This is a genomic window from Candidatus Microthrix parvicella Bio17-1 (genome assembly GCF_000299415.1).
Lineage (GTDB): Bacteria > Actinomycetota > Acidimicrobiia > Acidimicrobiales > Microtrichaceae > Microthrix > Microthrix parvicella.
In genome coordinates, this window is sequence record NZ_AMPG01000007.1 from 58,542 (window position 1) to 72,058 (window position 13,517).

A 13,517-nucleotide genomic window follows, 5' to 3' on the forward strand; every position below is an offset into this window, starting at 1 on the left:
GGGGCGACGGTCAGTAGGTCGTCGTGTCGGTGGGGTTGCCGTCGCCGTCGTAGCTGCGCCACATGCCGGCCCGCTCGCCGACCCGGAAGGTGCCGACCCGCTCGAGGCTGCCGTCGGCGCGGAACCACTTCCATCGCCCGCTCGGCTTGGCGTCCTTCAACTTGCCCTGGGCCTTCAGTTGGCCATCGGGGTAGTACTCCGAGCGGATGCCCCGGTCGGTGTGGCCCAGCTCGTCCAGCTTCAACGAGACCATCAACGCAAGGATCGACTTCGGCAGCGGGGTGTCGACATCGAAGTGGATGCCGGAGCGGGTCGTGACGTAGCCGTCGAGCCGCTCGCCGGCCGCCTCGGTCGTGGAACCGCTGTGGGCGTAGTAGCCGCAGTGGTTCTTGTTGGCCGAGTAGCCCGCAACGGAGATACCGTCGAGCTTCACCGCCGGCATCGAGTAGCTCATCGCATCGCGCCCGTGGGGGAGCAGCTCCAGCAACGTGGCTCTGACCGTGCGCAGGGTCTCCCGTTGCGGCGACGGCGCTGCGTCGAGGTATGCGTCCACTTCGGTAATGTCGGCGGTACGGGTGTCGACGGTGAACGTCTTGTTGGCATCGTTCAGCGCGTCGCGCAGGATCGTGATCGCCTTGGGGCCAACCCCGTGCAACTCGCCAAGCGCTGCCTCGCTCCAGCCGGCGAGGTCGGTGAGCGACACGATGCCCGCCCGGGTGATCGCCCGGGTAGCGGGTGCGCCAATGTTGGGTGGAAACTCGGCCATGACCGAACGATACCGGCGCCCCGAGACCCGAGTGGGACTCCGACGGTTCACAGCATTGAGTAGCGTTCGACGCGATCGGCAGAACCTCCCACTATCGTCTCGCCGTGCAGCAGCGACCCATGAATCGAAGGCAGTTTCTCACTCGAGCGGGGGGCGGCGCGCTGGGCGTTGCTGCCCTTCCCGGCATGTTGGCCGCCTGCGGCGGTGACGTGGAGACAACGTCGGGGTTGTCGTCCTCGACGTCGGCCGGACCGAGCACCACGCGTGCGCTCACCCAGGTGAAGGGCGACAAGCCCTGGTGGCTGCAGGGCAACTTTGCGCCGGTCTCCAAGGAGGTTCGGTCGACCTCGCTCAAGGTCACCGGCTCGATCCCCGACGAGCTGGCCGGGCTGTACGTCCGCAACGGATCCAACTCGGTCAACGCCGACACCGGCCACTGGTTCATTGGCGACGGCATGTTGCACGGGGTTCGCCTTGAGGGCGGCGAGGCCAAGTCGTACGCCAACCGTTGGGTGAGGACCACCCTGTACGAAAGCGGTGACGGGTTCGCTGACGCCGGGATACCCGGTGGGGACATCGGCTACAGCAACGTCTCGGCGTTCACCCACAACAACAAGCTGTTCACGTCGGGCGAGATCGGCTTTCCCTACGAGCTGTCGCCGAAGGACCTGTCCACGGTCGGCGTCTACGACTTCGACGGCAAGCTGGACACCAACATGACCGCGCACCCCAAGGTGGATCCCGAGACCGGCGAGCTGCACTTCTTCGGCTACGGGTTCTTCGAGCCGTTCCTCACCTACCACGTGGCCGACGCCCAGGGCCGGTTGATTCACTCGGCGCCGATCGAGGTGGGCAAGTCGACGATGATGCACGACTTCGCCATCACCGACCGCGACGTGGTGTTCTGGGAGTTCCCGGTGGTGCTCGACCTGTCGATGGCGGCCAAGGGTGCCGACCTGCCGTTCCGCTGGGAGCCGGAATACGGCGCCCGCATCGGCGTGCTGCCCCTCGGCGGCACCAATGCCGACATTCGCTGGGTGGAGGTGCCGCCCGCTTACGTCTTCCACGGCATCAACGCGTTCCGGGACGGCGACGATGTGGTGGTCGACGTCAGCCAGTTCGAAACGATGTTCGAGAACGGGCCGCTGGGCCAGGCACCCGAACTGCACCGCTGGCGCATCAACACCGCCGGCAAGCAGTTGACGTTCTCCGACGACACCCTCGAGGCCGACCTGCACATGGACCTGCCCAGCAGGGACCCCCGCCGGGTGGGACGGCCCTACCGCTACGGCTACCTGATCGAGGCGGTGAACAACCCCGACACCGTGCAGCTGGGTGGGTTGTACAAGCAGGACTTCGAGACCAACACCCAGGAGTACTTCGACCCGGGCGCCGACCGGGTGTGCGACGAAGGGCTGTTCGTCCCCACCGGCGACGCCGAGGACGACGGCTACGTGTTCACCTACAGCTACAACGCCGAGCGTGACGGCAGCGACCTGTTGATCCTCGCCGCCCAGGACTTTGCCGCCGAGCCGGTGGCCACGATCGAGCTGCCCCAGCGGGTGCCCCACGGGTTCCACGCCACCTGGGTCGCCGCCGACGACGCCTGATCGGATGGTCATGTCGTGAGCCGACGATCGAGGGGATGGATCTTGGTCGCTGTGGCGGTCGTCGCGTTCGGCGGTTTCCTCTGGTTCCGACATCAGCAAGGTGTCGCCACCGACCAGGCTGCGGTCGAAGCCAAGGCGGTGGCCGCCGAGCTCTCGACCAAGTTCGACGCCGGGTCGGCGCGCCCCACGCCCGGCGCGGTGGCAGCCGAACTGTTTGACCCCGAGCGGGTCACCGTCACCTGGCCGGACGTCCCGGGCGTTCAGCAGTACACGTACACGGCTCAGGATGGGCTCGGCGATGCGGCAGCGACTCGGAAAGCTCGGGTGGCGGTGGTCTACGTCGGCCGTGGCCGGGCGCCGGGCTGGTGTTTCCACGTGGCCTATGGAGACGCCGGCAGCGCGGACGTCGAGAAGCGCGAGTGCCCGGATGGTCCGGGGCCGGTGACCGGCGAGAAGTAGCCGGAGTGCCGTCGCCGCACCCGTAGTTACTACGTTGCGGAGATGGCGAAGCAAAAGGTCACGCTGAGGCTCGATGCCGACCAGCTCGCCGAGCTGCGCGCGTTGATCGATCCAGGGAGCCTGTCTGCCTCGGTGGACGAGGCCATTTCGGCCCATCTCACTGAGGTGCGTCATGCTCGCTCGACGGACCAATGGCTCCAAGAACTCGTCGATGAGCACGGTCCCATGCCAGAGGAAGCGACGGACTGGGCCGCCGGAGTATTCAACGAGTGGCAGGCAACGAAAGCAGCCACGCTGCGCTGAGCCTTAGGACCGCCAGTGCACCGACCAGGTGCCCCAACCGGCCGACGACGCGACACCGGCCCACTCCCCGGGCAGCGCCTGGTCCACATCGTTCGACGGCAGACCGATGGGCGTCGCGGCGCCGCGGGAGTTCACCCAGATCAGCACCCCGTTCGGCGCCAGCACTCGTTCGATCTCAATGGGGAAGAGAAACGCGTTGATCAGGAGGATCACGTCGACCGAACGGTCGGCGACGGGCAGGCCTGAGCCGTCGGCCTGGACGCGGTTGGTGACGTGGTCGGTCGCGCTCCGCAGCATCTCCAGCGACAGGTCCAGCGTGATCAGGTCGGGAAACGTCGGCGTCAGGTGCCGGTCGTTGATGCCGTCGGCGGCACCCACATCGATGGCCACCCGACGCTCGGTCGAAGGCGCTGCTGCCAGTCCCCGGTCGAGCGCATCGAGGATGGGTGCCTCGCGGCCGGGTACATCCCGGCTCGACCAGTCCTCGGCCAGGGTGTCGAACAGTGCGATGAGCCGCCGTCGGCGTTCATCGGTCCAGGCGTCGGGGTCAAAGGCCGCGTCACGGGCGATCGTGCGCAGCGGGTGATCGGCTGACAAGCCATCGGGTGGTCCGTGCGCTGGGCAGCCGATCACGACCGGGAGATCACGGATCATCGGATCGCCTCGGGGGAGCGGGGAATCGGTCGGCCGGTCAGCAGGTGTGCCATCGGGTCAGCCTACGACGCACATAGTGCTTTTGGGCCTGGGGCCTGCTTCGCCTGATCGCCGCGGCTCGCCGCTCGTTCAAGTTGGTCAGGTACACTTGGTCACTATGGTCATCCAGATGAATGTCGCCGAAGCGAAGGCCAAGCTGTCCGAACTGCTCGATGCAGCGGCTGACGGGAACGAGGTGGTCATTGCCCGCTCTGGTCGCCGGGTGGCGCGTCTGATCCCGATCGAGGAACCCGCGCCGCGGACGCTTGGGTTCATGCACCTCGATGTACCGGACGAGATGTTCGATCCGTTGTCCGACGACGAGTTGGCGGAATGGGAGTGAGCACGGTTTTGCTGGACACCCATGCGTTGGTTTGGGCGCTGAGCGCACCGGAACGGCTGGGCGACACGGCGCGCACCCTGATCGAGAGTCCGTTCACCGAGGTCCTGGTTTCGGCGGCGTCGGCCTGGGAGCTGGCAACGAAGACCCGATTGAGAAAGTTCCGCGAAGCTGAGCCCATCGTGGCCCAGTACCTCTCGGTCGTCCAGACTCTCGGTGCTACCCACCTTCCTGTCGGGCCGGAACATGCGCTCCGAGCGGGCGGACTCCGGTGGGACCATCGCGACCCGTTTGATCGCATGCTGGCTGCCCAAGCGCTTCTCGAACACGCAACGTTGCTGAGCCGTGATGGCGTCTTCGCGGAGCTGGGCGGGCTCGACGTTGTTTGGTAGCCGCCGCCCAGTTGGCTGAGCGGTTGCGGGTTCAGCCCTTGCGAACCCGGCGGTACCAGGCCTTGGGGCCGAAACTCTCGGGCAGTGCCAGGGCGCCGATCTTGCGAACGACCGTGCCGAACTGCCTCGCCAGGCCGCCGGTGTTGTACTCCAGCCCGAACTCCTCGCACAGCTCCCGCACCCGGGGCGCCATCTCGGCGTAGCGGCGGGCGGGAATGTCGGGGAAGGCGTGGTGCTCGATCTGGTGGCTGAGGTTGCCGGTCATCAGGTGGAACAGCTGACCGCCGTCGATGTTGGCGGAGCCGAGGATCTGTCGGGCATACCAGTCGCCCCGGGTCTCACCCTCGATGATCTCCTCTGGAAACTGCTCCACCCCGTCCGGGAAGTGACCGCAGAAGATGATGAGGAACGTCCACAGGTTGCGCATCAGGTTGGCGGTGAGGTTGGCCCCGGCCACCGGCAGGAACCCAGGCCCGGTAAGCGCCGGGAACAGCACGTAGTCCTTCAGCGCCTGCTTGCCTGACTTCTGACCGATCTCCTTGAGGAGCGGCTTCACGTCGGCGAAGCTGCGGCGGCCGCGCTGGATCTCCTCGATGTGGATCTCGTGCAGTGCGACGCCGTGGTCGAAGTTGATCGCCAGCAGCGTGGCGAACACCGGGTTGAGGAGAAACACCGGCTTCCACGGGTGATCCTCGGACATGCGCAGCGTGCCGTACCCGACGTCGCGGTCGCGGCCCACGATGTTGGTCCAAGTGTGGTGCTCGTCGTTGTGGGAGTGCTTCCAGTGGGTGGACACCGACGGGTGATCCCACTCCCAAACTCGGGAGTTGATTTCGTCGTCACGCATCCAGTCGTACTGGCCATGCATGATGTTGTGGCCGATTTCCATGTTGTCGATGATCTTGGCCAGACCCAGCGATACGGCGCCCGCAACCCACAGCGGCGGAAGGAACCAGCCGAACAGGGCCAGGCGACCGCCGACCTCCAGCTTGCGCTGGGCGGCGATGACTCGGCGGATGTAGTTGGCATCCTCAGTGCCGAGGTCGGCCCGGATCAGTTCGCGAAGCTCGTCCATGGCGGCGCCGAAGGCCTCGGACTGCTCCAGGGTGAGCCCACCGGCGCGGGGGGTGGGCTTGGGGTCGAGCGCTTCGGTGTGACCTGGCGCCGTGGCGCCGTTCGGGCCGGACTCGTCGAGGTCGACCTGGTCGAACCTGGTGGTCGTGCGGGGAGTGAGGGTTGCGGTCATGCGGGGTCTCCGGTGGTGCGGATGGCGGGTGTGCGAGGGATGTTGAACTGGTGTTTTGGGTACGGGGCCGTGCGGCTACAGGGCGATGTCGACATCGCCGGCCGCGACCGACACGCAGATCTGTACCTGGGTGCCGGGCTCGGAAATGAGTTCGCCGGTGCGAACATCTCGGACGCAACCAGACTCGAGGGGCGCGATGCAGGTGTGGCAAATGCCCATGCGGCAACCCGATGCAGGGGTGAGGCCTGCTTGCTCGGCCCCATCCAACAGGGTGGTTGCGCCGTTCAGCACCGTCTCGGTGCCGCTGGAGGTGAAGGTCACCTTGCCACCCTCACCGGCTTCGCCGAGGTCGGTGCGCACCTTGGGAACGAACCGTTCGATGTTCAGCAGGTCGGTGGCATCGACCGATTCGAACGCGGTCTCGGCATCGTTCAGCATCGGTGCCGGGCCACATGCCCATGTGGTGCGGGTGCCCCAGTCGGGACACTCCCGGTCGAGACGCTCAGAGGTGAGCGCCAACTCGGGGGGAGGCGCTCCGGCGCCGGTGTGTGCGACGTTGACGGTCAGCCCGGGGGTTCGGGCGGCCAGTTCTGCGAGCTCGTCGGCGAAGATCGTCTCGTCGGCGCTGGGTGCATGGTGCATGAGGACCACGTCGTGGCACTCGCCCGCACCGATCAGCGTGCGGATCATGCCCATGGCCGGGGTGATGCCCGACCCGCCGGTGATGAACAGCATGGGAGTGTTGCGGTCGGCGGGCAGATGAAAATCGCCGGCCGGCTGCTCCAACGTGAGGTGATCGCCCGGCTGGGTCGAGTACACGAGGTGGTTCGACACCAGTCCGTCCTGAATGGCCGACACGGTGAAGGAGATCAACCCGCCCGAGTTTTTTGGGTCCGAGGTGAGGGAGTAGCAGCGTCGGTGCCGTACCCCGGCGATTTCGACTCCGATGGTGACCCACTGGCCTGCTTCGTACTGGCCGAAACCCCGGCCGGGATGGAGGACGATGGTGGTGGCCCGACTGGTCTCTGGTGCGACCGACACAACCCGACCTTTCAAGGAGCTGGACGACCAGAGGGGGTCGATCATGGAGAGGTACGCGTCCACGGGCAGCGGGCTGGCCAGCGCATTGGCGGCCCGACGGAGGGTGGATCGGGTTTGGGTGAACATATGTGCACTGTAACGTCCCTCAGGGTTTGAGTCAACGAGTGTTCACTCAATGTGACCAGGTCCACACCGGGCAACGGCGCATTGGGCATGGCGGCTACCGTTGAGGCGTGATCTCAACCGTCGTCTTGGAAACACCGTGAACTCCCCGGAGGACGAGATGGTCGAGCCCTCCAGGGAGCCTGCATCCGTTGAGGGCGATGCCGCCGCCGTCCGAAGTCACCGTCGATCTCCATCGAGGAGTCGTAACCCAGCGTCGCAGATTCCGGGAGCGAGAGCAGGCAGCGACGCTGCTGCCAAGAAGGGGAACGCGCCCGGCTCCGCGTCGTCGCCGAAGCGCAAGGCCGCAGCATCGAAACCGACGTCGAAGGCAAACCGCGCTCCGACGGGTACTCGCAGCGAACAGAAGGAACGCACACGTCGCTCGTTGTTGGACGCAGCCCTTGCTCGATTGGCCGGTGATCAGGCGTTCACCGATATTTCAATCCGCGAGATCACCGGGGATGCGGGTGTGGTGCCGGCCACCTTTTACCGGCACTTCGCCGATATGGGCGAGGTGGGGCTGGTTTTGGTCGATGAGAGTTTCACCGAGCTTCGCCAGGTCATGCGGGCAATCCGTGCTCAGCCGGTGTCCACCGCCGAACTGGTGGACAACTCGGTGGTGGCCTTTCTCGGGTATGCCCGCGAGCATCCCAAGCATTTTCGGTTCATCGCCAAGGAGCGGTACGGCGGATCGAGCGCGTTGCGCATGGCGCTTGGCCGGGAGATGCAGTTGTGGATCAGCGAGTTGGCCACCGATCTGGCCCGCTTCCATCAGGCTCGCGACCTGACCACCGAGGAACTCATGGCGGTGGCGTCACTGGTGATCGGGGCGGTGTGGTCGGGCACCGAACGGGTGGTCGACCTCCTCCCGGGCGCCTCGGGCGACAGCCAGTACGGGTTGATCGGCACGGAAGTGGAGTTGCAGGTCAACGTGATTTTGGCGGGCGCCATCTTCTATCCCGCGTATCGCGAAGGCTCGTTCTCGATGTCGGCAGCCAGGATGGTGGCCAACGTGCGCAGGGAGTTGGAGAAGTCGAAAAAGAAGTCCAAGTGATGCAGGCGGCGGCGACGAGGGCAGCCCGATGCTGCTGACCATCGATGTGGGCAACACCCAAACCGTGGTGGGCCTCTATCGGACCGCCCCGGAGCACAACGCCGACGTTGTCTCGGGCACGCCAAGCAGTGGGGCTGACGATTCAGACCTGGTGGATCACTGGCGCATTTCCACCGACGTTGACCGCACCTCCGACGAACTGGCCATGGTGCTGCGCCAACTCCTCGAGTCGGCCGAGGACGTCCTCGACGACGAGATCGAGTTGCATGGCATCGCCATCAGTTCCGGCGTGCCGTTTGTGACCGGTGAGCTCCGCCAAATGTGCGAGCACCGCTTCGGTATCGAGCCGGTGGTGGTGGGGCCGGGCGTGAAGACCGGCCTTCCGATTCGCTACGACAACCCTGCCGAGGTGGGTGCCGACCGGGTGGCCAATGCCGTCGGCGCGCTCGACCGATACGGCGGCCCCACCGTGGTGGTCGACTTCGGCACCGCCACCACGTTCGACGTGATCTCGGCCGACGGGGCCTACCTGGGCGGCGCCATCATCCCCGGGGTGGAGGTCAGCCTCGATGCGCTGTTCGGGCGCGCCGCCGGGCTGCGTCGGGTGGAGTTGGTGCCGCCCCGGTCGGTCGTTGGGCGTACCACGATGGAGTCGGTCCAGTCGGGCGTGCTCTACGGCACCGCCGCCATGGTTGATGGCATGATCAAAAGGATTGTCGATGAGCTGGGCGGATCGGCCACCATCGTTGCCACCGGCGGGCTGGCCGACGTGATCGTTCCCCACGCAGCCAACGTTGACCAACTCGACCCGTGGATCACGCTCCACGGCCTGCGCCTGATCTGGGAGAAGAATCAGTGACCGACCCCACCGACCTCGCACCTACCGATTCCTTGGATCCGAGCGGTGCAGCGTCCACCCGGCTGATGCAGCCCTACGCATTCGCTGGGGTGACCAGCAGCGACGTGGTCAGGGAGCGCTGGGGTCACTTGGAGCCCGGCAGCGAGACCGGCGAGACCATCACGGTGGCCGGGCGGCTGATGCTGCGTCGTATCCAGGGCAAGCTGGGCTTCGGCACGTTGGCTGACGGTTCGGGCCGGATCCAGCTGTTCGCCCCCAAGGCGTCCACCCCCGACTTTGACGTCTTCGCCGGGCTCAACCTGGGCGACTGGATCGGGGTGACCGGCGAGGTGATGACCACCCGTCGTGGCGAGCTGTCGGTAAAGGTGGACGACTGGGTTCGTCTCGCCGAGGCGAAGCGGCCATTTCCCGACAAGTGGCACGGCCTGACCGACACCGACACCCGGTACCGGCAGCGCTACGTCGACCTGTGGACCACCGAGGAGGCACGTGACGCCTTGGTGTTGCGCAGCCGCGCCGTGTCGATGATCCGCCGTTTCTTCGAGGACCACGGCTACCTGGAGGTGGAGACGCCGATGCTTCACAGCCAACCGGGCGGCGCGCTTGCAACCCCGTTCGAGACCCACCATGAGGCGCTCGACCTGCCGTTGTACCTGCGGATCGCCCCCGAGCTGTATCTGAAGCGCCTGGTGGTAGGCGGCATGGAGAAGGTCTTCGAGATCGGACGGGTGTTCCGCAACGAGGGCATCTCCACCCGGCACAATCCCGAGTTCACCATGATGGAGAGTTACGAGGCCTACGGCGACTCGGTCACCTACATGGACCTGACCGAGGCTCTGGTGGCCAAGCTGTCCAACGAGTTGTTGGGATCAACCACCATCACCTACGGCGAGCACGAGCTGAATCTGGCGCCGCCTTGGCGTCGCGTGCCGATGGACGAGCTGACCTCTGAGGCAGTCGGCGAGACCGTCGGTGTCGACACCCCCATCGAGCGACTGCGGGAGCTGTGCGACACCCACGACGTCGGCTGGTCTGACGGTGACGGCCCGGGCAAGTTGCTCCTGGAGCTCTACGAGAAGCTGGTTGAGCACACGCTGATCCAGCCGACGTTCGTCACCGACTATCCGGTGGAGGTGTCACCGCTCAGCCGGGCGCACCGTGATCGGCCCGGCTACGTGGAGCGCTTCGAGTGCATCGTCGGTGGACGGGAACTGTGCAACGGCTTCGCCGAGCTGACCGACCCGGACGAGCAGCTTGCCCGTTTCACCGACCAGGCCGAGGCCCGCGCCGCCGGTGACCCCGAGGCGATGACGGTCGACTCCGACTATGTGCGGGCGCTTCAATACGGGCTTCCGCCCACGGTGGGCCTGGGCATCGGCATCGATCGGCTGATCATGTTGCTCACCGACTCGGCGTCGATCCGCGACGTTGTGCTGTTTCCCACGCTGCGACCCGAGCCGTCGATCGACCTCGACGTCACCCGCTCCGAGCCGGCGACCGCCCCCAGGGACGAATAGGGGATGGCCCCGATGGTTTGAGGTCGCATGTGCCCCGACGATGGGGTCATGTTCACTTCGCAGGCCTCACCGTTCGCCCTCGATCCGGCCACCGGCAGCCTCGTGCCCATCAACGCCAACGTCGTGCTGTTCGCTTCGGTGCTCAGCCTGGTGCTCGTCGAACTCGTGGTCAGCGTCAGGGCCGATCGTTGGAATCGCCGCGACAGCACCACGTCGGTCGGCGTGGGTCTTGGCTACCTGGCGCTCAAGGTGGCTACTGCCGGATCAGCGGCCGTTGCCGCCTATATCTGGTTGTACCGCAACGTCGGGATTTTCGATTGGTCGTGGCGCAGCCCACTGACGTGGCTGGCCTATTGGCTGATCGGCGACTTCGCCTACTACTGGATCCACCGGGCCGAGCACCGCGTGGCCGTGCTGTGGGCGTCGCATCAGGTGCACCACTCGGCCGAATCGCTCACCTTCGTCACCGCAGTGCGCATGCCCTGGACCGAGGTTTTCTACAAGCCGTTCACCGGTCTCTGGGCGCCGCTCCTGGGCTTCCCGCCGATCATGTACCCGGTGATGGGTGCGTTCAGCCTGATGATCGGTCAGTTGCAACACACCGAAATGATCACTCGGCTCGGGTGGCTGGATCGTTGGTTCACCACGCCTTCCAACCACCGCGTGCATCACGCGTCCAACCGGCAGTACCTCGACAAGAACTTCGGTGGTCACACGATGATCTGGGATCGGCTGTTTGGTACCTATGAGCCCGAGGTGGAGGCGCCCCGCTACGGCATGACTGTGCCGCTGACCGATCAACGGGTTCGCCGGGTGGTGCTGGGCGGATACCCCCAGCTGATTCGTTCACTGCGTGGTGCGGAATCGTTGCGTCAGGCCGGGCGGGTGGCACTGGCCCCGCCGACTCACTGAGCCGGCTGGCCCCCGGGTCAGAAGGTGTGGTGTGCCAGCGTTGCCCTGGCCAGTTGGGACAGTTGCACCTCACCCAGCTGATCGACCGGGAACCAGGCTGCCTCTTCGGTGCTGCCGTCGGTTTCGAGCACCTCCGGATTGCCTCGGGCGGTGGCCCGGTAGATCACCCCGACGCTGTGTTTGATCTGCTTGGAGCCCCAGGCTTCGTAGACGCGTGAGTCGACCTCGTGCGGGGCGACGCTGGTGGGAGCCAGCCCCGTCTCTTCGTGAAACTCCCGGGTCAGCGCCTCCAGCGGCGACTCGCCCGGCTCCACCCCGCCGCCGGGCAGGTTCCAACAGCCGGCCTCGGGGTCGTCAGGCGCCAGCCTGGTCAGCAGAATTCGGGGAACCTCGGCGTCGTGGTTGGTGGCGATGGCGTAGGCGCCGAGGCGGCGGCGAGAGCTGCGGGGACGGTGGGGGATGCCGAGCCCCGGGCCGGGGATGTCTTCGGTAGGAGCCTGCGACCGGGCCCCGTCGTTCACCAGCTCAACCGCCACCTTGCTGTTCCACGCCAACGTCGGGAGGTCGTTCATCGGATGCCAGGCCACCTCATCGGTGGTGCCCTCGTCCTCGCCCAGCTTGGGATCACCATCGGCGGCACGGGTGGCGAAGAGCAGCCCCATCGCCACGCCCTTGGGGAATTTGCCCTTCGCGTCTACGTGTTGGGCGTAGGCGGCGAGGAACCGTCCGGGTGCCCCCATGAGCGAGGTCTCCTCGGCCATCTCTCGAACCAGGGTGTCGCGAGGATGCTCCCCCCACTCGATCCCACCGCCGGGGAGGGCCCACTCGCCGACGAATCTCGAGTCGGGTCCGCAGCGGGCCAACAGAATCTCCAGTGAATCGCCGGCTTCCCTGGTGCACACGGCGTAGGCCCCGACCCGTACTGCCAGTTGTTGTTGCTTGCTCATGCGTTGCAGTCCATGCGCCATCATCTCACGGCCAGCGTCGTTGCCAGCGATCACGTGCAGCTCGCCATGCCCTCCGACGAGGAGGACCGTGTCATCGCCCACTGCTTGGGCCCTCTTGCATCGCCAAGTGCACAGGCCTCCGCACCTGGCCGGTGCGTTGGTTGCCGAAATCTGGTCGCTACGGCTCAGGTTGAGCCATAATCAGTCCAGCCCGTGCTCCACCGCGTATCGGATCAGTTCCTGGCGACGGTTCAGGTGCAGCTTGGACAGGATGTTGCGCACGTGGTTTTCGACGGTCTTGTCGGCGATGAAAAGCTCGGCGCCGATCTCTTTGTAGGTGTGGCCTCGGGCGACGTAGGTGAGCACCTCCCGTTCGCGGTCCGACAGGGCGGAGTGGCTCTCTGTGCCCTTGGCGAGTCGCCGAAACTCGCCCAACACCAAGGCCGCAAGCGCCGGGCTGAATACCGGCTCGCCCTGAGCGGCCCGCCACAGGCCGTCGCGCAACTCGTTGGGAGGGGTGGACTTCACCAGGTAGCCGGATGCGCCGGCGGCGACCGCGTCCAGCAGGTCGCGCTCTTGCTCGGAGACCGTCAACATGACCACTCGGGTGGATTCGCCACATTCCTTGGCCACCTTGATGCCACCGCCCTTGGGCATGTGCAGGTCGCAGACCACAAGGTCGGGTTTGGTCTCACCAATGACCGCGATCGCTTCGTCGGCATCCCCTGCCTCGCCGACCACCCAGAAGTTCTCGCCCAGGTCTGCGCGCACTCCCGACCGCCAGATCGGGTGGTCATCGCACAGCACCACCTTTACCTGGCTGCGGTTGTCGGATGGCGTCGAGGCGTCGGTCATCGACCTCCACGGTACCCGGCCGGTGGCATCCCCAGACTCACTCAGTCGGGAGTCAGGCTGGACAGCTTGTCGTCCGGATTCTTGACGCAATACGCCTCGAGCGACGGGAGCCGCAGGCTGGGGTCGTCGGCCGTTGGATTGTCGGCCGACGGGTCGTCCCGCTCGTAGATTTCGTCGACTGCCTTCTGCTTATCCTCGTTGGAATAGTCAGCGAAGTCAGCACAGGTGTCGTCGCCGATTGAGAACGAGAAACTGCATCCGGTTACCGAGCCGACGAGCACGCCGACGGCGATGAGTGAGCGCTTGTTCACGGGATCTCCTTGGTCATCGTCACACCAGGACGCCTCAGCGTGATTCG

16 protein-coding genes are annotated in these 13,517 nt (G+C 66.0%); 9 read left to right on the top strand and 7 right to left on the bottom strand.

From position 1 onward, the window contains the following. Nucleotides 1–10 precede the first annotated feature (10 nt). Nucleotides 11–766, bottom strand: coding sequence for a DUF1801 domain-containing protein (locus MPARV_RS0118775; RefSeq protein ID WP_020379341.1), 756 nt, complete (start codon nt 764–766; stop codon nt 11–13). Between the two features lie 119 nt (nt 767–885). Here MPARV_RS0118775 and MPARV_RS0118780 point away from each other — a divergent pair, with 119 nt between their 5' ends. From MPARV_RS0118780 to MPARV_RS0118790, 3 genes are read left to right on the top strand one after another with little or no spacing between them, the layout of a single operon-like run. Further along, nucleotides 886–2,376 carry a carotenoid oxygenase family protein gene (locus MPARV_RS0118780; RefSeq protein WP_172636601.1) on the top strand — a complete coding sequence of 497 codons (1,491 nt, stop codon included), beginning with the start codon at nt 886–888 and terminating at the stop codon, nt 2,374–2,376. 15 nt (nt 2,377–2,391) lie between these two features. Further along, nucleotides 2,392–2,835 (top strand): hypothetical protein, encoded by a 444-nt coding sequence (locus MPARV_RS0118785; RefSeq protein WP_155852334.1) that lies wholly within the window; start codon nt 2,392–2,394, stop codon nt 2,833–2,835. A 42-nt stretch (nt 2,836–2,877) separates the two neighbouring features. Then, nucleotides 2,878–3,138 carry a type II toxin-antitoxin system CcdA family antitoxin gene (locus MPARV_RS0118790; protein ID WP_012223729.1) on the top strand — a complete coding sequence of 87 codons (261 nt, stop codon included), beginning with the start codon at nt 2,878–2,880 and terminating at the stop codon, nt 3,136–3,138. 3 nt (nt 3,139–3,141) lie between these two features. Here the strand turns inward: MPARV_RS0118790 and MPARV_RS0118795 are convergent, their stop codons facing one another. Continuing rightward, nucleotides 3,142–3,792, bottom strand: coding sequence for a class I SAM-dependent methyltransferase (locus MPARV_RS0118795; RefSeq protein ID WP_020379344.1), 651 nt, complete (start codon nt 3,790–3,792; stop codon nt 3,142–3,144). Between the two features lie 169 nt (nt 3,793–3,961). On the opposite strand from MPARV_RS0118795, the gene MPARV_RS0118800 reads away from it, so the two are divergent. After that, nucleotides 3,962–4,174, top strand: coding sequence for a type II toxin-antitoxin system Phd/YefM family antitoxin (locus MPARV_RS0118800; RefSeq protein ID WP_200865178.1), 213 nt, complete (start codon nt 3,962–3,964; stop codon nt 4,172–4,174). After that, the gene (locus tag MPARV_RS0118805; protein ID WP_012223733.1) at nt 4,165–4,563 is read left to right on the top strand and encodes a type II toxin-antitoxin system VapC family toxin; all 399 of its coding nucleotides are present in this window, start codon (nt 4,165–4,167) and stop codon (nt 4,561–4,563) included. The genes MPARV_RS0118800 and MPARV_RS0118805 overlap by 10 nt, the downstream gene beginning before the upstream one ends. A gap of 31 nt (nt 4,564–4,594) precedes the next feature. On the opposite strand, the gene MPARV_RS0118810 is transcribed toward MPARV_RS0118805, so the two are convergent. After that, a complete protein-coding gene (locus MPARV_RS0118810) occupies nt 4,595–5,638 on the bottom strand; it encodes a fatty acid desaturase family protein (RefSeq protein WP_051012065.1) in 1,044 nt (347 codons plus the stop codon). Nucleotides 5,639–5,884: 246 nt separating this feature from the next. After that, nucleotides 5,885–6,976: a ferredoxin reductase gene (locus tag MPARV_RS0118815; RefSeq protein ID WP_020379347.1), complete on the bottom strand. Its 1,092-nt coding sequence runs from the start codon at nt 6,974–6,976 to the stop codon at nt 5,885–5,887. Between the two features lie 136 nt (nt 6,977–7,112). Here MPARV_RS0118815 and MPARV_RS21725 point away from each other — a divergent pair, with 136 nt between their 5' ends. From MPARV_RS21725 to MPARV_RS0118835, 4 genes are read left to right on the top strand one after another with little or no spacing between them, the layout of a single operon-like run. After that, on the top strand, nt 7,113–8,069 hold the full coding sequence (locus MPARV_RS21725; protein WP_081582446.1) for a TetR family transcriptional regulator: 957 nt from the start codon (nt 7,113–7,115) through the stop codon (nt 8,067–8,069). A gap of 28 nt (nt 8,070–8,097) precedes the next feature. Further along, nucleotides 8,098–8,928 (top strand): type III pantothenate kinase, encoded by an 831-nt coding sequence (locus MPARV_RS0118825; protein ID WP_012223741.1) that lies wholly within the window; start codon nt 8,098–8,100, stop codon nt 8,926–8,928. After that, nucleotides 8,925–10,445, top strand: coding sequence for a lysine--tRNA ligase (gene lysS / locus MPARV_RS0118830; RefSeq protein ID WP_012223742.1), 1,521 nt, complete (start codon nt 8,925–8,927; stop codon nt 10,443–10,445). The genes MPARV_RS0118825 and lysS overlap by 4 nt, the downstream gene beginning before the upstream one ends. A gap of 48 nt (nt 10,446–10,493) precedes the next feature. Further along, nucleotides 10,494–11,357 (top strand): sterol desaturase family protein, encoded by an 864-nt coding sequence (locus MPARV_RS0118835; protein WP_157789734.1) that lies wholly within the window; start codon nt 10,494–10,496, stop codon nt 11,355–11,357. A 17-nt stretch (nt 11,358–11,374) separates the two neighbouring features. Here the strand turns inward: MPARV_RS0118835 and MPARV_RS0118840 are convergent, their stop codons facing one another. The 3 genes from MPARV_RS0118840 to MPARV_RS0118850 form a co-directional block, all read right to left on the bottom strand. Next, nucleotides 11,375–12,304: an NUDIX hydrolase gene (locus MPARV_RS0118840; RefSeq protein WP_172636602.1), complete on the bottom strand. Its 930-nt coding sequence runs from the start codon at nt 12,302–12,304 to the stop codon at nt 11,375–11,377. 201 nt (nt 12,305–12,505) lie between these two features. Then, nucleotides 12,506–13,159 (bottom strand): response regulator, encoded by a 654-nt coding sequence (locus MPARV_RS0118845; protein WP_020379351.1) that lies wholly within the window; start codon nt 13,157–13,159, stop codon nt 12,506–12,508. A 41-nt stretch (nt 13,160–13,200) separates the two neighbouring features. Beyond that, nucleotides 13,201–13,470, bottom strand: a complete 270-nt coding sequence (locus MPARV_RS0118850) for a hypothetical protein (RefSeq protein ID WP_020379352.1) — start codon at nt 13,468–13,470, stop codon at nt 13,201–13,203. Nucleotides 13,471–13,517: the final 47 nt, after the last annotated feature.

Coding starts and splice junctions, on each gene's coding strand:
- MPARV_RS0118790 (WP_012223729.1), top strand. CDS start 2,878: ATGGCGAAGCAAAAGGTCACGCTGAGGCTCGATGCCGACCAGCTCGCC.
- MPARV_RS0118805 (WP_012223733.1), top strand. CDS start 4,165: ATGGGAGTGAGCACGGTTTTGCTGGACACCCATGCGTTGGTTTGGGCG.
- MPARV_RS0118800 (WP_200865178.1), top strand. CDS start 3,962: ATGAATGTCGCCGAAGCGAAGGCCAAGCTGTCCGAACTGCTCGATGCA.
- MPARV_RS0118815 (WP_020379347.1), bottom strand. CDS start 6,976: ATGTTCACCCAAACCCGATCCACCCTCCGTCGGGCCGCCAATGCGCTG.
- MPARV_RS0118835 (WP_157789734.1), top strand. CDS start 10,494: ATGTTCACTTCGCAGGCCTCACCGTTCGCCCTCGATCCGGCCACCGGC.
- MPARV_RS0118775 (WP_020379341.1), bottom strand. CDS start 766: ATGGCCGAGTTTCCACCCAACATTGGCGCACCCGCTACCCGGGCGATC.
- MPARV_RS0118840 (WP_172636602.1), bottom strand. CDS start 12,304: ATGAGCAAGCAACAACAACTGGCAGTACGGGTCGGGGCCTACGCCGTG.
- MPARV_RS0118825 (WP_012223741.1), top strand. CDS start 8,098: ATGCTGCTGACCATCGATGTGGGCAACACCCAAACCGTGGTGGGCCTC.
- MPARV_RS0118810 (WP_051012065.1), bottom strand. CDS start 5,638: ATGGACGAGCTTCGCGAACTGATCCGGGCCGACCTCGGCACTGAGGAT.
- MPARV_RS0118845 (WP_020379351.1), bottom strand. CDS start 13,159: ATGACCGACGCCTCGACGCCATCCGACAACCGCAGCCAGGTAAAGGTG.
- MPARV_RS0118795 (WP_020379344.1), bottom strand. CDS start 3,792: ATGATCCGTGATCTCCCGGTCGTGATCGGCTGCCCAGCGCACGGACCA.
- MPARV_RS0118780 (WP_172636601.1), top strand. CDS start 886: ATGAATCGAAGGCAGTTTCTCACTCGAGCGGGGGGCGGCGCGCTGGGC.